Source organism: Naumannella cuiyingiana (assembly GCF_013408305.1).
Taxonomy (GTDB): domain Bacteria; phylum Actinomycetota; class Actinomycetes; order Propionibacteriales; family Propionibacteriaceae; genus Naumannella; species Naumannella cuiyingiana.
The window spans coordinates 371,698-390,568 of record NZ_JACBZS010000001.1 but is presented as its reverse complement, the minus strand read 5'-3'; the positions used below and the strand labels follow the sequence as shown (position 1 = coordinate 390,568).

Genomic DNA, 18,871 nt, shown 5'->3' with positions numbered 1-18,871 from the left:
GGCGCCCGCCGCGGGGCGCCGTCCGGGTTCAATCCTGCCAGTTGGGCGACGCGGGCGCCAACCGGCCGCCGTCCGCCGACGCGGCCGGTCAACCGAGGCGCTCGCGCAGCCCGGATGCCCGGTTCGCCGGTCGCTCGATGGCGCGCCTGATCGCCTCCGCGCTGCCGATCACCTCGACATGATCACTCGCCCGGGTGATCCCGGTGTAGAACAGCTCGCGGGTCAACAGGGGCGAGTCCGGCGCCGGAACGATCATGGTCAGCGCGGTGAACTGGCTGCCTTGGGCCTTGTGCACCGTCATCGCGTGCACGGTCTCCGTCGCGTCGAGCTGCAGCGGGGAGACCAGGGTGGCCCGGCCCCCCCGCGCGAACGCGCCGCGCGGGCCCGCGGGTGTGTTCACCACCACGCCGGTGTCGCCGTTGTAGAGGCCAGCCTCCGGATCGTTGCGGGTGATCATCAACGGGCGGCCCAGATACCACTCGCCCTCGCTGCCGTAGTCGGTGATCTGTTCGGCGAGCCAGCCCTCGACGATCCGGCTCCAGCGGGCCACGCCGAACGGGCCACCCCGGTGTGCGCAGAGGACCCGGTGCCGATCCAGCGCGGCCAGCGCCGCCTCGGCGTCACCGGCGCGCGCCGCGGCAACCAGCGCCCGGCCCGATTCGATCACCCGCTCGCGGACGCCGGTCAGCAGCGCCGTGCCCAGCAGCTCGCCGGCCGGCCGGTCGGTCTCGACGAAGGCCAGTCGGTCGGTGCCGGAGCGCAGGCGGGTGAGCGCCGCCTCCGCGTCACCGGCCCGGACGGCCCGGGCGAGCTCGTCGATGCCGCCGTCGAAGCGCCAGGTGTGCTCGAGCGTGACCTGTCCGGGGACGATCTCGGCCGCCGGCCGGTCGGCTGCCTCGGCGACCCGGGCCCGCAGTTGCGGCGAAGCCGCCGGCCTGGCCGCGGTGATGTCGGCGAGCACGGCGCCGGCCTCGACCGACGCCAGCTGGTCGGGGTCGCCGACGAGAATCAGCCGGGCATCGCGCCTGGCGGCGGTGAGCAACCGGTTCATCATGGTCAGCGAGACCATGGACATCTCGTCGATCACCACGACGTCGTGTGGCAACGGGTTGCCCTCGTGGTGGCGCATCCGGGTCGAGCGGTAGCGCGCGCCGAGCAGCGTGTGCAAGGTGGTGGCCCGGAGGCCGGTGAGTGCGCCGGACACCGCGTCGAACGGCGCCGGCAGCTCGCCGGCGGCTCGGCGTACCGCCTCCTCCAGTCGCGCGGCCGCCTTGCCCGTCGGTGCGGCCAGCGCGATCCGGGGCGTGCGGGGGGCGAGGCGGTGCAGCAGCGCGAGGATCCGCGCCACGGTCGTGGTCTTGCCGGTGCCGGGGCCACCGCCGATCACCGTCACCCGACCGAGCAGGCTCATCGCGGCTGCCAACCGCTGTTGATCGGGTACGCCGTCCGGCAGTCCCGAGCCGTCGAACAGCGTGTCCAGCCCCGCACGAAGCTCGCCCGGGTCCAGATCGGCTGCGGGCGCGATCCAGCGATCGGTCAGCTCGCGGCGGACGCGGTCCTCCTGGCGCCAGTAGCGATCGAGGTACAGCCGCGTCCCGTCCAGCCGCAACGGGCGCCCGCCCGGTGCGCTCGCGCCGTCGGCGACGAGGTCGGAGGCACGCAGCGCGGCCAGCCAGCCGGCCGGCTCGGGCCACGGCAGCTCCGCGGTGGCGATCGACTGTTCGGTCGCCTCGCCCGCTGCGGCGCCGGGCGCCGGCTCGGTCTCGAAAACGTCGCCGTGCACCAGCTCGGGGTCGATGCACACCGACCCGCCCTCGAGCGCGCGGACGGTCAGGGCGAGCGCCAGCAGGACCCGCTCGTCGAGCTTGCCGCCAGTCCCCTCGTGCAACTGGCCGATCCGCAGCGCGGCATGGACGTCGGCGGCCCGCAACACCCCGGCCGCATTGAAGGGAGCCAGCAGGCCGGTCGCGCCGGCGACCAGATCGCGGGTGATCATGGCCGCCTCCCGTGCAGCAACTCCGACAACTCCATGATCAACTCCGCCGGCGGATGCCAGGCGAAGACGCCGCACGGCGTACCGTTGATCACCGGTGTGGCCGGGCCGGCCATCCCGCGCACGAACAGATAGAGCACGCCGCCGAGATGATCATCGGGCCGGTAGTCCGCCAGCCGCCAACGCAGGAAGCGGTGCAACGCGACGCAGTAGAGCAGTGCCTGCAGCGGATAGTGGGCCGCCATCATCGCGCCGGCCATCGCCTGTGGCGCGTAGTGCCCGACGGTCAGCGGCTCGCCGGGCGCCGAGCCGAGCCAGTTGGTCTTGTAGTCGACGACGAAGTGACGCGGCGTGCCGGCGTCGGTGGCGCGCAGGACCGCGTCGATCGACCCGGTCAGCCAGCCGCGCAGGGACTCCTCGGCGACCAGCGGCGCGTCGAGCAGGTCGGGATAGGGCGCCAGTGGGTCATCGGCCGGCAGATGGCGGCGCAACAGCCCGGCGATGTCGCCGACCACCCCCGAGGCGCCCGGGCGATCACCGCCGCCCAGCGGATACTCGAAGTCGAGCTCGGCCAGCCGGTCGGCCGGCGCGAAGTCGGCCAGGGTGCGGTCGCCGGCCAGCGGGCCGAGCGGGGTGGCCAGCACCGGCTGCAGCGCGGCGGCCAGCTCCTCGGCGCCGACGCCGGCCAGCGGCAGCCGGGTCAGTTGCTCCCGGGCCGCGGCGAGGACGGCGGCGGAGAGGTCCGGGGCCGTCGTGTCGACGCGCTCGAGGATCTCGTGGACGAGCGTGCCGAAGGCGGTCCCGGAGACCAGGCCCGCCATCGGCGACGGCAGGGCCAGGTCGGCATCGGCGAGCTGGGGGCCCGTACGGGTCGGCAGCGCTTCGCCGTCGGCGCCCGGCTCGTCGTCCTCGCGGGCAGCGGGCTCGCTGTCGGCTGCCCCGCCCAGGGCGAGCGCCGGCGACGCCGGCTCGGGATGCGCAGCATCGTGGGCCCGCGCGGTGAGTCCCGAGTAGGACGTGCGGCGCCAGGTCAGGTCCAGCTCCCGGTCGAAGACGCGGGCCGACAGCCGCCCGGGAATCGGCGGTCGGGTCAACTGCGGCGGGTCACCGGCCTCGTCCGGGACCAGCTCGGAGACCGCGAAGCCGGGGGCGGTGCCCGGGTCGACGCCGGGCCGCGCCCGGTCCGGCGGCACCGGTCCGGTGCGCTGCAGGAGGCGGTGCAACGGCGCCTCGGGGGAGACCCGGTCGTGCCACGCCCACCAGGCGATGATCATCCGGCTGGCCCGGGTCAGCGCCACATAGGCCTTGCGCAGGGCGTCCGCGCGATCCTCCTCGGCCCGCCCGGGGTGCGGTCCGGTGCGCGGGACGACATCGAGCACCCGCCGGCCGCTCTCGTCGTAGCGGACCTGCGGCCCGCGCACGGGCGGGCTGGCGGACCGCCACAGATCGGGCAGCAGCACCACCGGGAACTCCAGCCCCTTGGCCGCATGCACCGTCATCACCTGCACCGCGTGGGCGTCCGTGTCGAGGCGGCGGGCGCGCTTCTCCGAGCGCTGGTCGGCATCGGCCAGTTGTTCGCCGAGCCACTCGATCAGTCCGGCGACGCCGAGCTGGCGCGCGCGCTGGGCGGCATGCAGGTCCTGGCCGATCTGGCGTAGGTCGGTCAGTCGGCGCTCGCCGCCGCGCACGCCGAGCAGCCGCTCCGCGAGCCCGGCCTCGCCCAGCGCCTCGACCAGCGCGGCCACGCCGTGGCCGGCGAGCACCCGCCGCCAACCCCGGATCCGCGCGGTCCACTCGGCGAGTCGCGCCTCGTCCGCGCCCGCCAGCTCGGCGAGCGTCCAGCCGCCGAACACCGTCAGCGCAGCCCGGCGGATCCTGGCCGGCCGGGGTTGGGCCAGCGCCTCCAGCAGGACCAGCCAGTCCCGGGCCTCGGGGCTGCGATAGACGCTCCCGGCGCCCACCCGCACGACGGGTACGCCGGCCCGGGCCAGCGCCTCGGTCACGGTGTCGGCGACCCGGTGGGTCTGGGTCAGCACCGCGATGTCGCTGGCGGCCAGCGGGCGGTCGGCAGCCTCGGGTCCGGGACCCGCCGCCCCCGGCGGCGGCTGGTCTGCCAGCGTCGGGGGATCGGCGAGCAGGGCGGTGACCTGTCGGGTCAGGTCCGCGACGATCGCGGTCTGCAGCGTTCCCACCCGCGGGCGACGCTCCCCGGCGGGCAGCACGCGCAGCCGCAGCGGCTCGGTGACGGCCAGCCGAGGGGCGGTGTGGGCGGCCGCGACCTCGCGTACCGCGATGTCGGGATGGCCGAGCTCGGCGCCGGCAGACAACTGCCCGAGCCCGTCGACCAGCCGTGCGTCGCTGCGCCAGTTGGTGCCGAGCGTGGCCACCGCACCGGTCTGCCGGACCGCGCGCAGATAGCTGTTCACGTCGGCACCGCGGAACCCGTAGATCGCCTGCTTCGGGTCGCCGATCAGGACCAGCGTCGAGGCCCCGTCGAAGGCGGTGGCGAGGATCTCCCACTGCACGGGATCGGTGTCCTGGAACTCGTCGACCAGGACCACCGGGAACTGGGCGGCGAGCCGCTCCCTCGCCGCCGGCTCGTCGCGCAGTGCATCGGCCAACCGCTGCTGTTGATCATGGAAGGTGTAGCGGCCGAGCCGGCGCTTGCGCCGCTCCACCTCCGCCCGCACGCCGCGGGCGAAGCGGCTGCGCGGCGAGTCGTCGTCCGGCGCGATGGCGGCATCGGCGTACTCCACGACCCGGGCGGCGATGTCGCGCGCCTCCGCCCAGCCGAAGGCCGGGCGGTCGGCATCGGCATAGGCGCGCAGGTAGAAGTCGGCGGCCACCTCGCGGGCCAGGTCGGACAGGTCCTCCACCAGCACGTCGTCGCGACCGTGATCGACGAGCACGCCGAGGCCGGCAAGCATCCGTTGGCAGAACTCGTGGGTGGTCGCGATGGTCGCGGCGTCGAGCTCGGTCAGCGCGCGGGCGATCCGGTCGCGCCGGGCGCGCAGCTCCTCCGGTGTGGTGGCGGCCAGCAGGCGGTCGACCGGGTCGGGCAGCGACGCGGCGGGGTCGGCGAGACGTGCCGACAGCGCCGCCTCCGTGGCGACCAGCCGGCCGCGGATCCGGTTGCGCAACTCCTGGGTGGCCTGCCGACTGAAGGTGATCATCATCAACTGGTCGAGTCCGACGACCCCCTCGGCGAGGTAGCGGGCCGCCAGTGCGGCGATCGTCCAGGTCTTGCCCGTTCCGGCGGAGGCCTCGAGCACGATGGTGCCGCTCGGCAGCGGGCCGACGGGATCGAAGGTGGGCAGGTCGCCGCTCATCCGCTCGCCTCCGCGTCCAACAGCGGCTGCCAGACCCGGCGGGCCAGGGCCCGCATTCGCCGCGACTCGCGGGCCGCCGGCTCGCTGTTGCCGGCATCCTCGCGGCCGGCCCGGGGCCGTTCGAGATCGCCCAGCTCGGCGTACCACCGGGTCCAGATCTCATCGGCGTCGCGCTCCCAGGCATGGCGCAGGTCGTCGGGGCCCGGTTCGCGGCCGGTGTGGGCGATCTCGGCATAGGTCGCGGCCGTCGTCAGCGGCAGCGGCAGTGGCGCGCGCAGACCGAGATCGCGCACGATCAGCAGGTCGTGCAACCGGGCCCGGGCATCGGCCTGCGCGACCGGACCGAGGACGGTACGCGAACCCGACTTCGCGATGATCACCGAGCGCCAGGGCCGACCCGGCTCGGCCACGGTCAACGCGAGCAGCCGCAGCCAGGCGACGATTCGATGCCTGGCACCGAGCCGGGAGAAGGTGACCTCGACGATGTCGTTGCCCCGCACGCCGGGGATCACGCCGAACACCTGCCGCTCACCGACGGTGGCCAGCACCTGGTGGCTGCTGGCGGGCAACTGGGCGAGATCGAGCGCGGCGTCGCGGACCTTGATCACGTCGCGGCGCAACCGGTCCAGTTGCGGTGCGCCGAGATTGCGCGGGGGGACGGCGCCGCTGCGCCATTCCGCCGCGACGACGCGGTCCGGATCCGACCCGGCCAGCGCGGCCGTCAGCATCCGATCCCCGATCTGCCACAGGGCGAGCCCGTCCAGCTCGACGGGGATCTCGTCCGGCGGCGGGTCGTCCTGCGCCCACAGCGAGAGCCCCGCCCGCTGTCGCAGGAACTCCCGCGCGGGGTGGGTGTAGAACGCGGTCAGGTCCGACAGTTCGACCATCGCCGCGGGGTCGGTCCGGGCGAGCCCGGTCGCGCGCCAGGGATCGATCGGTTCGCGTGGTGGCGCCGCCGCGGCCCGCGCGCCGGTCAGTGCCACGGCATCGAAGCTCAGCGGTTCGGGCTCGCGGAAGTTGTCCGGCGCGAACGGCTGCAGCGGGTGATCGGTGGTGATCGCGGCCAGCCCGTCGGGGCCGATCATGGTCTGCAGCGCATCGGTCAGCTCCTGCACCGGGATCGCCGGCTCGCGGCGCTCACCGGTGCGCTCGGAGGTGCCGGAGTGGATGATCATCAGATGCTGACGGGTGGCCATGATCGCATCCAGCAGCAGTTGCCGGTCCTCACTGCGCGGGTCGCGATCACCGACCCACGGGTCGAGCGCGAGCAGATCGTCGCCGTCGGGGGTGACCGTGCGGGGGAAGCGGTCGGAATCCATGCCGAGCAGGCACACCACCCGGTGCGGCACCGAACGCATCGGGGTCAGGGTGCACATCGTCAGGCTGCCCGTGCGGAAGTTCGCCCGGCTCGGCCGGCCGCGGAAGGCGTCGGCCAGCATGGCCGAGACATCGGACGGCGTGAGCTCGCTGGTCGATGCCTCGCCCGGCGGCGCGAGCTCGGCCAGGGTCGCATGCGCATGCGCGAGCTGCCAGGACTCCGCCGACGGCACCGCGCTGACCTGCTCCAGCGCATCGCGCAGCGCGGCGACCCAGCCGGCGGCATCGTGCGGGCGCGCCAGCTCGGCACAGATCCGGCGCAGCCGGGCGAGCAGCTCGGCCAGCCGGCCGATCAGGGCCACGTCCGAGGAATCCACATCGCCCAGGGGCAGGGCCGTGCCGAGGAAATGCTGCCCGTCGGCATCCATGGCGATGCCGAGCAGCATCCGGTCCAGGCCGGCCTGCCAGGTGTTCTGGCCGAAGCCGCCCATCGCGAACCGCGACCGGTGCCCCGCGTCCAGCCCCCAGCGCACGCCGGCCCCCTCGGCCAGTTCGGCGAGCCGTTCCAGGTCATCGGGCGTGAAGCCGAAGGCCCGGGCCACCGGCGGCTGCGCGCACAGATCGAGCACCTGCGACAGGCCCGCCCGCGCATCGGCCAGGGCGAGCAACTCCGCCAGCACCGCGAGCAGCGGATTCAGTTGCACCAGCGACCGGTCGGCCAGCCGAACCCGCAACTGGTGGCCGGGATGATCACCGGGCCCGTCGGCCAGCCCGAACGTGGCCGAGATCAGCGGCGCGAAGGTCTCGATGTCGGGGCACATCACCACGATGTCGCGCGGCTGCAGCGTCGGGTCGTCGGCGAGCAGCCCGAGCAGGGCCTCGCGCAACACCTCCACCTGCCGGTCGGGGCCGTGTGAGCGGTGGATGGCGATGCTGGTGTCCGCGACCGCACCGGGGGAGGGGGCCCGGTCCGCCCGAAGGTCCGCCTGCAGCCGGCCGAGCAGCGTTTCCGATGCGTCGCCCGCCGGGAAATCGGGCGTCAGGAGATCGGGGACAGGAGGATCAGGGACAGGGGGATCGGGGACAGGGGGATCGGGGACAGGGAGATCGTGCGCGAGCGGTACGCCGGTGCTGGTGGCGAGCCGCAACTGCAGCTCGCGCGCATCGCGGCCGAGGCGGTTGACCAGCGGATTGCGCACCACCCGCCAGGAGTCGTCAGCGGCCCGGGGGCCGGCCGGGCGCGGGCCGAGCTCGGCGATCGCGCGCCAGGCGGCGGGCGAGGCGTGCGGGGTGAACAGGTGTACCGCGCGATGGGCGGCCAGCGCGTCGATCACCGCGAGCTGATCGGTGCTCAGCCGCGTCGGCCCGAAGATCGCCAGCCGCTGCGGCAACCCCGCACGGGCGGGCTTGGCGCGCAGCGCGGCCACGGCGTCGGTGAGGCGTTGCACCGGGTCCGGCGCCTGCGCCAGCTCGGCGGCAAGCCGGAACAGCCGCGGCTGCCAGACCCGATCGGCCGGCAGCGGCGTACCGTCCGCCGCCGCGTCCGCCCCGTCCCGCCAGCGCCGGATCAGCTCGGGTCGCTGCGCGGCATAACCGCGGAACAGGCCGGCGATCCGGTCGGCGGTCGCCCAGGCCCGCCCGCCGGGATTCTGCTTCGGCCAGGCGTGCCGTTGCACCGTGCCGAACCAGTCCTCCTCGCGGGCGGCAAGCATCGCCTGCAACACCAGCCACGGCAGCCGATCGCTCGCCCACGGGTCGTCGGCGCCGGCGCCCGCATCGACGGCTCCGGTGATCAACTTCTCCAGCGACCGGTAGTCGATGCCGGCGGCGACGCCGTCGCCTGCCGGCCCGGCACCGAGCCGGGCGGCGAGGGTCTGGGACAACCAGCGCTCCACCCCGGGCGACGGCACGCTCACCACCTCGAACGCGAACGGGTCGGGGAGTGGGTCGACCAGGAGGTCGGCCAGCACGCCCGCCAGCACCGTCGGATCGGGTCCGTGATGGATGAACAGACCGGGGCGCTGCGGCCGGTCGGGCGCTGGCTGGGACATCGCGGACCACCCTAGGCGAGCGGTCCGACAGTCGTGTCGTGGTGCGTCGCGGCGCCGGGGCGTCGGAGCCGGCGCCTACAGTGGCCATCGTGCGTGACCAGCCGGGGTTCGACCAGTTGCCGAGTCGCGACCCCGAGCGGCTGCTGGAGGGCCTCGACCCGGAGCAGCGCGAGGTGGCGACCAGCCTGCTCGGCCCGGTCGCCGTGATCGCCGGTGCGGGCACCGGCAAGACCCGGGCGATCACCCACCGGATCGCCTACGGAGTCGCCACCGGCGCCTTCGCGCCCACCGCCGTGCTGGCGGTGACCTTCACCACCCGCGCGGCGGGCGAGCTGCGGTCGCGGTTGCGGGCGCTCGGCGTACCGGCGGTCGCGGCGCGCACCTTCCACTCCGCCGCGTTGCGCCAGGCGCAGTACTTCTGGCCCCGCGCGCGCGGCGGCGAGCTGCCGCCGGTGCATGCCAACAAGCTGCCGATCGTCGCCGAGGCAGCCTCGAGGCTGCGGATCTCCACCGACACCGCCGTGCTGCGCGACCTGTCCGCCGAGATCAGTTGGGCCAAGGTGAGCAATGTCAGCCCGGAGTCCTATGCCTCGCTCGCCGGCTCGATGGGCCGCGAGCTGGCCTCGGTGGATGCCGCGTCGGTCGCCCGGGTGCTGTCGGGCTACGAGGACGCCAAGCGCGCCCGCGGGGTGATCGACTTCGACGACATCTTGTTGTGCGCGGCCTCGCTGCTGGCCGACCATCCCGAGATCGCGGCCCAGGTGCGCGGCAGCTACCGGCACCTGGTGGTCGATGAGTACCAGGACGCCAGCCCGCTGCAGGAGGCGCTGCTCAAGCTGTGGCTCGGGACCGGCCGGGAGATCTGCGTGGTCGGCGACCCGGCCCAGACCATCCATTCCTTCGCCGGCGCCCGCGCCGACTACCTGACCGGGTTCGAGCGCCGGTATCCGGGTGCCGCCGTGCTGCGGCTGCATCGCGACTACCGCTCCACCCCGCAGGTGGTCGGGGCCGCCAATGCGCTGCTCACCCGGGCGCCGCGCTCGGCCGGGCTGGAGCCGGTACGCCTCACCGCCCAGCGCCCGCCCGGGCCCGAGGTGGCCTATGCCGGCGCGCCGGACGAGGCGGCCGAGGCCGCGGCCGTCGCGGACTGGCTGGCCGGCCTGCGCGACCGCGGCACCGACCCGCGCGAGATGGCGGTGCTGTTCCGGATCAACGCCCAGAGCCCGGCCTTCGAGGCGGCGCTGGCCGACCGCGGCCTGCCCTATGTGGTGCGTGGGGCGGAGCGGTTCTACGACCGGGCGGAGGTACGCCGGGCGCTGCACGCGGTCGCGGCGCACACCGCCGATCCCGACCGCGATGCCGTCGACGAGCTCGTCGTGGTGCTCGAGTCCACCGGTTGGAGCACCGAGCCGCCGGCCGGTTCGGGAGCCGTCCGGGAGCGGTGGGAATCCCTTGCCGCGTTGAAGTCCGTCGCCGAGGACCTGACCCGGGCCGACCCGACTGTCGGCTTCGCCGAGGTGGCCGCCGAGCTCGCCCGGCGGGCGGCCGAACAGCACGCGCCGGTCGCGCACGGGGTGACGGTCGGCACCATCCACGCCGCCAAGGGCCTGGAATGGGACGCCGTCGCCGTGGTCGGGGTGCACGAGGGGACGTTGCCGTTCGTGCTGGCCACCACCCCGGCCGAGGTGGCCGAGGAGCGCCGCTTGCTCTACGTCGCCCTCACCCGGGCCCGGGAGCACCTGCGGGTGTCCTGGTCGGCGGGCCCGCGGTCGCGCCGGCCGTCCCGCTTCCTCGATGGGCTGCGCCCGGCCGAGCCGGAGCAGGCGGCAGGCGGGCGTACCCGCCAGCGCCGGGCGCGAACCAGCGCGCTCGCGGCGAGCTGCCGCAGTTGCGGCGAATCGCTGGCCAGCGCGGCCGAGCGCAAGCTGGGGCGGCACGAGGCCTGCCCGTCGACCTATGACGAGGACACCCTGGAGCGGTTGCGCGAGTGGCGGCGCGGCCGCGCGGCCGAGCAGAAGCTGCCGGCGTACTGCGTGTTCACCGACGCCACCCTGATCGCGATCGCCGAGGCCCGGCCCGCCGACGACGCGCAATTGCTCCGGCTGCCCGGGCTCGGCCGCTCCAAGTTGGAGAAGTATGGCGCCGAGGTGTTGGAGATCATGAACGCGTGACCGTCCGGGTCGGCCATGATCATGATCAACTCCTGCCGGATCCGGGCCGTCGGAGAACTCGCCGGTTAAATCGCTTGCGGCCCCGCGTGTGCCGGTCGTAGAGTCACTCGGGATGCCTCGCCGAGGCATCCCAGCAGCCGTCCGCGGCAGGCCCCCGGCCAGCCGCCGCACCGAGAGGAGGGATGTCAGATGGACACGATCGCGATGATCGAGAACCCGGTCACGGGTAGCCGACCGGCCATGTCCACGGCGTCCCGGACTCGGTTCGCCTGCTCCCCGCGCTGGATCGCCGAGACGCTCGTCCCGGCCGCGCCGCGCGTCCGCACTCGCGTGCCCAGTGATCACCTGATCACTGCCTCGATGACTGGTGATCACCTGATCACTGCCCAGATGACTGATGATCACCTGATCACCACCCCGATGACCGGTGATCAGTTGATCACCAACCCGACGACGACTGATGTCGCCCCCTACAACGGCTTTGCCACTGAGCCGTTGCGTCCGGACCGATCCCGGAGACAGGTGTAGCAGCACCGAACTCTCCAGGCCGTGGATCCGGACACCGGGTACCCACGGCCTGATTCTTTTCCACCGTGGTTTCCCGGCCAGCAGACCCCAACCAGGCCGACCACAGGAGGAAAACGATGACCGTCTTGCTGGACGAGGTGAGCCTGCAGGGATTGCCCTGCCACCTCGTTGATCCGGAGGTGTTCTTCGCCGATGCCCCGGGAGACATCGAGTACGCCAAGGGTCTGTGCACCGACTGCCCGCTGCGCACGGAATGCCTGGCCGGCGCGCTGCGCCGCGGCGAGGCGGCCGGCGTCTGGGGTGGTGAGTTGCTGGTCAACGGCGAGGTGGTCGCCCGCAAGCGGCCCCGCGGCCGTCCGCGCAAGCACCCCCGGCCGGTCGAGCCGGTGACCCGGCGCGATGTCGCCCCCAACCCGCTGCGTGGCAGCACCCTGCAGCGTCCCGCCGCGATCCGCCGAAGGCGCGCGGCCTGAACCGCAGGCCAGGTTGGGGAACCGGAACGAGGGCCCGGGTCGGGCGTACCCGAAGGTACGCCCGACCCGGGCTCGTTCGTGTCCAGAGCCGGGCGGGCGCGATCAGCGGGGCCGGTCCGAGCGCGGCGGACGCCACTGTGGCAGGAACTCGGTCAGCACCTCGCCGAAGCGGGCGGTGACGTCGAGCTGGGCGAGCACGGCGATTCCGCCGAGCCAGACGCGGTGGATCAGCAGGTAGCTCGGCGGCAGGTTGAGCTTGGCGGCGATCCCGCCGGGCCGCGCGGCGGAGTTCACCCGGCTGAACTCCGACCGCATCCACTCCCGCGAGAAGTGGAACTCCTCGACCAGGGCGGGCTCGATGAACGGGGACAGGTAGTCCAGCAGTTCGCCCGGGTCGACCTCGCGTACCCCGCGCGCGAGAAAGCCCTCGGCGGCCAGGCCGGCCAGGGTGGCGCGCGCGTCGCCGGCTGCGGCGAGCGACATCAACCGGCCCATCGCCTCCGGCAGCCCGCCCGGCATCTCGTCGACCAGCCCGAAGTCGACCGCGCCGAGCCGACCGTCGGGCAACACCTTGAAGTTCCCGGGATGCGGGTCGCCGTGCAGCAGCCCGACCTCCCGCGGCCCGGCGAACAGGAAGCGGACGTAGCGCAGCCCGAGGCGATTGCGGGCCTCATGATCAAGTTCGGCGGCTCGCGAGAACGGCGTACCGTCCAGCCAGTCGGAGATGATCACGTGCGGGGTGTGTTCGCGGACGGCGGGTACGCAGAACTCCGGGTGGCCGGCGAATCCCTCCGCTGCGCGCTGCTGGGCGGCGGCCTCGTTCGCATAGTCGGTCTCCTGGCCGATCTTGGCGACCAGCTCGGCCACCAGCGGCTTGATGTCCACCCCGCCGGCCAGGGGAGCGAACAGGCCCGCGACCCGGCTGAGCTGTCGCAGGTCGCTGGCCAGTGCCCGGTCGGCGCCCGGGTACTGCAGCTTCACCGCCACCGGTTTGCCGGTGTCCTTCCACACCGCCCGGTGCACCTGGCCGATCGAGGCCGCGGCCGCCGGCCGGTCGGCGAAGCTGGCGAACCGGTCGCGCCAACGGCTGCCCAGCTCGGCCGCGAGGATCGCGTGCACCCGCGAGGCCGGCATCGGCGGCGCCGAGTCCTGCAGCCGGCGCATCCGCTCGCGATACGGACCGGCGATGTCCTCGGGCAGCGCCGACTCGAAGATCGACAGCATCTGGCCGACCTTCATCGCGCCGCCCTTCAGCTCACCGAGCACCCGGAACAACTGTTCCGCGGCCTGCTCCCGGGACAGGGCGGTGGCGGCGTCCGAATCCATCCCGCCGATCCGCCGGCCGAGCCGCCGCCCGGCGCGGGTGGCCGCTCCGGCGGGCAGTGCGAACAGCTTGGCGGTGCGGCCCAGGGCGCCGCGGCGCAGGGCGAACGAGTCCGGCTGGCCGCCGGCGCCGTCGGTCTCGTCGGGTGTCACGCCTCAATTCTGGCCGATGCCCGGTGCCGGGTCGCACCCGCAACCGCACGCGGGGTGGGCGCCGAAGCCGCGGTACACCGGGAGCCAGTCGTGGACGGTGAGCTCGGCCATGCCGCCGAGGACCGCCGGGCGCGCGCCGGCCTGGTGGGCGAGGATGGCGGCCAGGGCGGTGCCGAAGGCCCACTCGATCAGGGCCGGCGCGGGCTCGGTCGGCAGCACCGCGAGCCGGGCCGCGTGGGTCGGCCACGCCGGGTCGCGATCGGCGCGGGTCAGGTCGAGGCAGCGCAGGCAGGGGCTGCGCCCGGGCAGCACCAGCGGGCCGACCCTGGCGCGGTCCGCACCGACGGTGATGATCAACTGCGCCAGACCGTCCCGGGTGAACGTGTCGGTGATCGCGCGGTCGACCTCGGCGGCGGCGGGGGCGAGCAATGCCAGTGTCGCGCCGGCCGGCGGGTCGGGCAGCGTGCAGGCCACCGGGTGCCGGTACGCCTCGGCGGCGACGCCCGCGGCGGCGAGGCGTGCGGCCAGTCGCTCGGCGAGCGCCTCGCCGAACACCGCGACCGGCGGTCGGGCCGGTCGCCGGGGCGCGAGGAGTCCGGCAGCGGCGAGCGCGTCGACGATCGCCGCCGTGGCCGCGGCCGGCAACCCGCTGCGGGCCGCCAGTCCCTCGCGGCGGCTGCGTCCGTCGAGCACGGCCAGCAGCGGCCGGGCCCGGGCGTCGAGCAGCAGTGCCCCGGCGCCGGTGCCGACCTGCAGCACGCCGTCCGGCCGATCCAGCACGGGCGTACCCGGAGGCAGCCGGGGACGGGGCTCGGCGTCGTGATCGCTGCGCACGCCCACCATCGTTGCGCTCGGGCGGCCCTCGCGGGGGAGTTGTCCACAGGGGGCGCGCATGAGGGCAGGAAGAAGGCCCCCGGGAACATCGGTTCCGCCAGCCTTCCCCTGCAGGCGGGCCGACCATCCGGGGGCCTGTTCGGATGAACCTAGGGCCTCGGCGACCCCCGGTCAAGCGGGTCGACCGAGACGGTCGAGGGCCTTTCTCCACGGCTTGTGGACAAGGCTGTGGAAGCCGTGTGGGCTCCGGCCGCCGTCCTGTGGAGTGAGCCGCCGAAGCGGGGGACAACCTGCAGACCACCTGTCGTCATGGTCTGCTCGACTGCCGTTCAGCCGCTCGTCATCTTCGACGCAGTGCTGTCCGATGGGCAGACGATGGCAGACTGGGTGACATGTCGCGGGCCGACCAGACCGATCCCGGCCAGTCCGATCCCGAATCCGTGGCGCCCCTGCTGGGCGGCGAGGCGCCCGAGGTCGAGGTACGCCGAAGCTCGCGGCGGCGCCGGACGATCACCGCCTATCGCGACGCGGGCCGGATCGTGGTGCTGCTGCCGCAGCGCCTGTCGGTGGCGGAGGAGCGCCGCGTCGTGCCGGAGATGGTCGCCAAGGTGCTGGCCAAGGAGGAACGCTCGCGGGCTCCCGCGGCCGACCTCGCCCTGACCGGCCGGGCCGCGGAGCTGAGCCGACGCTTTCTGGCGGCCGAGGGCTCCCCGATGCCGGCAAGCGTGCGCTGGGTCGGCAACCAGAACAACCGCTGGGGCTCGTGCACCCCGGGCGCCGGGACGATCCGGCTGTCGGACCGGCTGCGGCCGATGCCCGCCTGGGTCGTCGACTACGTGCTGATGCACGAGCTGGCCCATCTTGTCGAGCGCGAGCACAACGCCCGGTTCTGGCGCCTGGTCGACGCTCTGCCGGATGCCGAACGGGCGAAGGGCTACCTCGCCGGGTGGAGCGACGCGCTCGCCCGCGGCGTACCGACCGGCGAGCGCTGAGCCCCTAGCTGTGCTGCCCACTCAAGGCAGTGCGGCCGCGACTCACTCGGCGTCCAGGTCGTCGCCGGACTCCGCGGTCTCCCCGCCCGGGGTCAGGACATTGTCGACGGTTCCGGCGGGTCTGGTGTGTGGAAGGTGGTGCGGTAGGACGCGGGCGAGACTCCCAGGTTGCGCCGTAGGTGATTGCGAAGTGAGCTGGCTGATCCCATTCCGCTCGTGTGCGCTATGTCGTCGATGGTCCGGTCGGTTGTCTCCAGGAGGTTCCTGGCCAGCTCGAGTCGTTGCCGGATGATCCAAGTGGTAGCGGTCGTCCCAGTTGCGGCTCGGAATTTTCTCGTGAACGTGCGGCGGCTCATCCGAGCGTGTGCCGCCAATTGATCGACGGTGAGTGGTTCGTCGAGGCGCTCGAGTGCCCAGTCCATCGTGTCGCCGAGGTGATCTTCTGGGTGCTGAGGCACGGGCTGCTTGATGAATTGCCGTTGACCTCCGTCTCGCCAGGCAGGCACGACGCAGGTCCGTGCGGTGTCGGTGGCGATGGCACTGCCGTGGTCTTCGCGGACGACGTGCAGGAGCATGTCGATTCCGGCGGCCGCGCCGGCCGAGGTTGTGATCTCGGCCGAAGTCACAAAGAGCGCGTCGGGGTCCACGGTGATGGCGGGGAAGCTGCGCGCCAGAAGGTCTGCGGCGGCCCAGTGCGTCGTCGCGGTCCGCCCGTCCAATCGCCCTGCTGCGGCCAGGAGGAACGATCCCAGGCATACGGAGGCAATTCGTGACGCGTGGCATTCCTTGAGTGCGCGAACTATCGGCGGCATGGTGTCCGCGGCCATTCTCGTCAGACTTGTGTGCTGGGGTGAGGGTGCAACCACGACAAGGTCGGCTCGTCTCAGCAGGGACAAGTCGTGTTCCAGGGTGATGCTGAACCCTGCTGCGGTCGCAAGGGGTCCGGCTCGTTCGCTGCAATGCCGCACGGTGTAACCCGGCCGGCCGCGGGCGTCGCGGACACTGCCCAGGACACGCGTGGCGAGGCTGAGTTCGAACGGCATCACGGCCGAGTCGGCGACGACCGCGACCAGTTGAGACATGGCCCGATCCTCTCATCAACTGTCCTGTGGGCCATCGCGCCCAGGGTGGCGGATCGCCCACTGTTGACCGCATGAGCAATGACGAAATGATGAAGGCGATCCGGCGGGAGCGTCTTGGTGGCCCAGAGGTTCTGCGTATCGCGTCGGTGGCGGTGCCGTCTGTGGGCCCGTCCCAAGTGCTGGTTCGGGTCGAAGCAACGAGCCTGAACCCGACGGATTGGGTTCATCGGCGAGTTGCCGGTTTTCTGGGAGACGGCCCGAAAGTGCTGAGGTGGGATGTTGCTGGGGTCGTGGTTCGAGTCGGTCTTGGCGTCACCGTGCACCGCGTGGGTGATCGGGTGGTGGGAATGCTGCCTTACCCGTTCGGGCACGGCGCCGCAGCCGAATATGTTCGTGCCCCTGCCCGTGCCCTCGTGTCAACGCCCGCTGTACTCGCATCCGCCGATGCGGCGGCCGTGCCGCTCGTCGGTCTCACCGCCTGGCAGGCCCTGGTCGACACCGCCGGCGTACAGCCGACGAACCGAGTCCTCGTTCATGCCGCGGCGGGAGGGGTGGGACACATGGCGGTGCAGATCGCCAAGGCTCACGGCGCATACGTGATCGGCACAGCCAGCGCCTCGAACCACGCCCTTGTGCGAGACCTGGGAGCGGACGAGGTGATTGACTACCGCACGACGCGGTTGGTCGAGGCGGTCGAGAACATCGATATCGCCCTGGACACCGTAGGGGGAGATACCGCAGCTCGATCCCTGCAGGTCACGCGGTCCGGAGGCGCGATCGTGTCCTTGTCGCTGAATTCGACCACTCCGCTCGGTGAGATTGCCCAACGTCGTGGTGTTCGACACGAGTTGATGCTCGTCGAAAGCGACCGTGAGGGACTGACCCAGCTCATGCGCCTTGTCGAGGCTGGGCGCCTGAGGCCGGTCGTTGATCGCCAGGTCGCCCTGTTCGGCATCGATGCCGTCCGCGAAGCACACGTCTACGGTGACGCCGGACATGTGGCAGGAAAGATCATCCTGCGCGCCGAGTCGGCGGCCTAGCGGTCCTCCGCGTCGGATCCTCGCTCGTCGTCGGAGTCGAGCAGCTTCGCCAACTCGGCGTCCAGGTCGTCGCCGGACTCCGCGGCCTGCCCGCCCGGGGTGTAGCCGAGCGGATCGGCCAGGTCGGCCGTCGACGGCAACAGGTCGGGGTGGGTCCAGGCCGCTTCGCGCGCGTCGGCGCCCGAACGCTGCCGCAGCACCTGCCACAGTTGGGCGGCCTCGCGGACCCGGCGCGGGCGCAACTCCAGCCCGACCAGCGTGGCGAGGGTGTCCTCGGCCGGGCCGCCCGCACCGCGGCGGCGGCGCATGGTCTCGGCCAGCGCGCCCGCCTGCGGGAGCCAGCGCTCGGCCGCCACCTCGACCACATCGTCCACCCACCCCTCGACCAGGGCGAGCAATGTCTCCAGGCGCTCCAGGATGCGCTCCTGCTCCGGTGTGCGGGCCGGCGTGAACAGGCTGTTGTCCTGCAACTGTTCGGCGATCCGCTGCAGCGTCTCCGAGTCCAGCGCGCCGCCCGTGGAGCCCATCAGCTCCTCCAGGCGTGAGGTGTCGATGGTGATCTCTCGGGCGTACGCCTCGACGAGCGCGAGCACCTGCGGCCCGAGCCAGGCCGCATGGGCGAACAGCCGCTGGCGGGCCGCCTCCCGCAGCGCCAGATAGATCACCACATCGTCGGCGCCGGACTCGAGCCCGTCGGCGAAGGCCTCGATGTTGGCCGGCAGCAGCGCGACCTCGGAGCTGGGCAACAGCGGCAGCCCGTTGTCGGTCCCGCCGAGCACCGCGCCGGCCAGCCGCCCGATCGACTGGCCCGCCTGCAACCCGAACATGTGCGCGCCGCTGGTCCGCAGCATCGGCTTGAGCATCTGCTCCATGCCGGCCAGCATCTGCGCCTCCGGCGCATCGGCCGGCAGCGACATCGTCTCGGCCATCGCATCGGCCATGCTGCTCGCCACCGGCGAGACCAGCCGCTGCCAGACCTCGAGGGTCTTCTCGATCCACTCGGCCCGACTCCAGGCCTGGGCCTGCGGCGAGGAGGCCGGCAGCGCGGTCGCCTCGTCCAGCCAGGACTGCGCCAGGCGTACCGCATCCGCCACCTGCTCGCGCCGCTGCCGTCCCGGGGTCGGATCCTCGCCCTGGCTGGCCGCCGTCTTGCGGGCGACATCGCGCACCAACTGCCAGTTCACCCCGTCCTCGCCGACGGCGCCGGGCGGCTGGGTGCCCGGCATCCGGAAGCCGATGCCGCCGCCCGGGTTCGCCATCGCGCCGCCCGCGCCCGGGGCGCCGAGGCCCATCTGGCCGAGCATCTGCTGGACCTGGGCCACCAACTGGGAAAGATCGCCGCTCGCCCCGAACTGCTGGAACAGCGCCTCGAGCGACTCCCGCTGGGCGGCCTCGGAATCCTCGCCCGGGTTCCGGTCGTCGCCCGGCTGCTCGCCACGGGCGTCGTCGGGCCGGTTCTCGTCGTCGTTGTGGTCCGGATCGGGCGGGCCGGGCTGGTCGGACATCGAAGACTCTCCTGATCGGGTCGGTCTGATCCATTCAACCCCATGGCGCAAACGCGCCGCAGGGCCGCCGGGCGACGGGC

General features: G+C 73.2%; 12 protein-coding genes. 5 read left to right on the top strand and 7 right to left on the bottom strand.

Annotated features, from left to right (window positions below; all coding sequences use genetic code 11):
- Positions 1 to 88: 88 nt before the first annotated feature.
- From recD to recC, 3 genes are read right to left on the bottom strand one after another with little or no spacing between them, the layout of a single operon-like run.
- A complete protein-coding gene (gene recD, locus GGQ54_RS01670) occupies positions 89 to 1,996 on the bottom strand; it encodes an exodeoxyribonuclease V subunit alpha (RefSeq protein ID WP_179443806.1) in 1,908 nt (635 codons plus the stop codon).
- Complete coding sequence (locus tag GGQ54_RS01665; protein ID WP_179443805.1) at positions 1,993 to 5,322, bottom strand: UvrD-helicase domain-containing protein; 3,330 nt, start codon at positions 5,320 to 5,322, stop codon at positions 1,993 to 1,995. The genes recD and GGQ54_RS01665 overlap by 4 nt, the downstream gene beginning before the upstream one ends.
- Positions 5,319 to 8,690, bottom strand: a complete 3,372-nt coding sequence (gene recC / locus GGQ54_RS01660; protein ID WP_179443804.1) for an exodeoxyribonuclease V subunit gamma — start codon at positions 8,688 to 8,690, stop codon at positions 5,319 to 5,321. The genes GGQ54_RS01665 and recC overlap by 4 nt, the downstream gene beginning before the upstream one ends.
- Before the next feature lie 89 nt (positions 8,691 to 8,779).
- On the opposite strand from recC, the gene GGQ54_RS01655 reads away from it, so the two are divergent.
- From GGQ54_RS01655 to GGQ54_RS01645, 3 genes are all read left to right on the top strand, one after another.
- A complete protein-coding gene (locus GGQ54_RS01655; protein ID WP_179443803.1) occupies positions 8,780 to 10,861 on the top strand; it encodes a UvrD-helicase domain-containing protein in 2,082 nt (693 codons plus the stop codon).
- A gap of 189 nt (positions 10,862 to 11,050) precedes the next feature.
- Complete coding sequence (locus GGQ54_RS01650) at positions 11,051 to 11,389, top strand: hypothetical protein (RefSeq protein ID WP_179443802.1); 339 nt, start codon at positions 11,051 to 11,053, stop codon at positions 11,387 to 11,389.
- Between the two features lie 116 nt (positions 11,390 to 11,505).
- A complete protein-coding gene (locus tag GGQ54_RS01645; RefSeq protein ID WP_179443801.1) occupies positions 11,506 to 11,862 on the top strand; it encodes a WhiB family transcriptional regulator in 357 nt (118 codons plus the stop codon).
- Positions 11,863 to 11,964: 102 nt separating this feature from the next.
- On the opposite strand, the gene GGQ54_RS01640 is transcribed toward GGQ54_RS01645, so the two are convergent.
- On the bottom strand, positions 11,965 to 13,338 hold the full coding sequence (locus GGQ54_RS01640) for an ABC1 kinase family protein (protein ID WP_343045818.1): 1,374 nt from the start codon (positions 13,336 to 13,338) through the stop codon (positions 11,965 to 11,967).
- 3 nt (positions 13,339 to 13,341) lie between these two features.
- Positions 13,342 to 14,172, bottom strand: coding sequence for a hypothetical protein (locus GGQ54_RS01635; RefSeq protein WP_179443800.1), 831 nt, complete (start codon positions 14,170 to 14,172; stop codon positions 13,342 to 13,344).
- Between the two features lie 392 nt (positions 14,173 to 14,564).
- Between GGQ54_RS01635 and GGQ54_RS01630 the strand changes: the two genes are divergently transcribed.
- Complete coding sequence (locus GGQ54_RS01630; protein WP_179443799.1) at positions 14,565 to 15,164, top strand: M48 metallopeptidase family protein; 600 nt, start codon at positions 14,565 to 14,567, stop codon at positions 15,162 to 15,164.
- A gap of 92 nt (positions 15,165 to 15,256) precedes the next feature.
- Here the strand turns inward: GGQ54_RS01630 and GGQ54_RS01625 are convergent, their stop codons facing one another.
- Positions 15,257 to 16,246, bottom strand: coding sequence for a GlxA family transcriptional regulator (locus GGQ54_RS01625; protein ID WP_179443798.1), 990 nt, complete (start codon positions 16,244 to 16,246; stop codon positions 15,257 to 15,259).
- 71 nt (positions 16,247 to 16,317) lie between these two features.
- Between GGQ54_RS01625 and GGQ54_RS01620 the strand changes: the two genes are divergently transcribed.
- The gene (locus tag GGQ54_RS01620) at positions 16,318 to 17,286 is read left to right on the top strand and encodes an NADP-dependent oxidoreductase (RefSeq protein ID WP_179443797.1); all 969 of its coding nucleotides are present in this window, start codon (positions 16,318 to 16,320) and stop codon (positions 17,284 to 17,286) included.
- On the opposite strand, the gene GGQ54_RS01615 is transcribed toward GGQ54_RS01620, so the two are convergent.
- Positions 17,283 to 18,791 (bottom strand): zinc-dependent metalloprotease, encoded by a 1,509-nt coding sequence (locus tag GGQ54_RS01615; protein WP_246292510.1) that lies wholly within the window; start codon positions 18,789 to 18,791, stop codon positions 17,283 to 17,285. The genes GGQ54_RS01620 and GGQ54_RS01615 overlap by 4 nt on opposite strands.
- Positions 18,792 to 18,871: the final 80 nt, after the last annotated feature.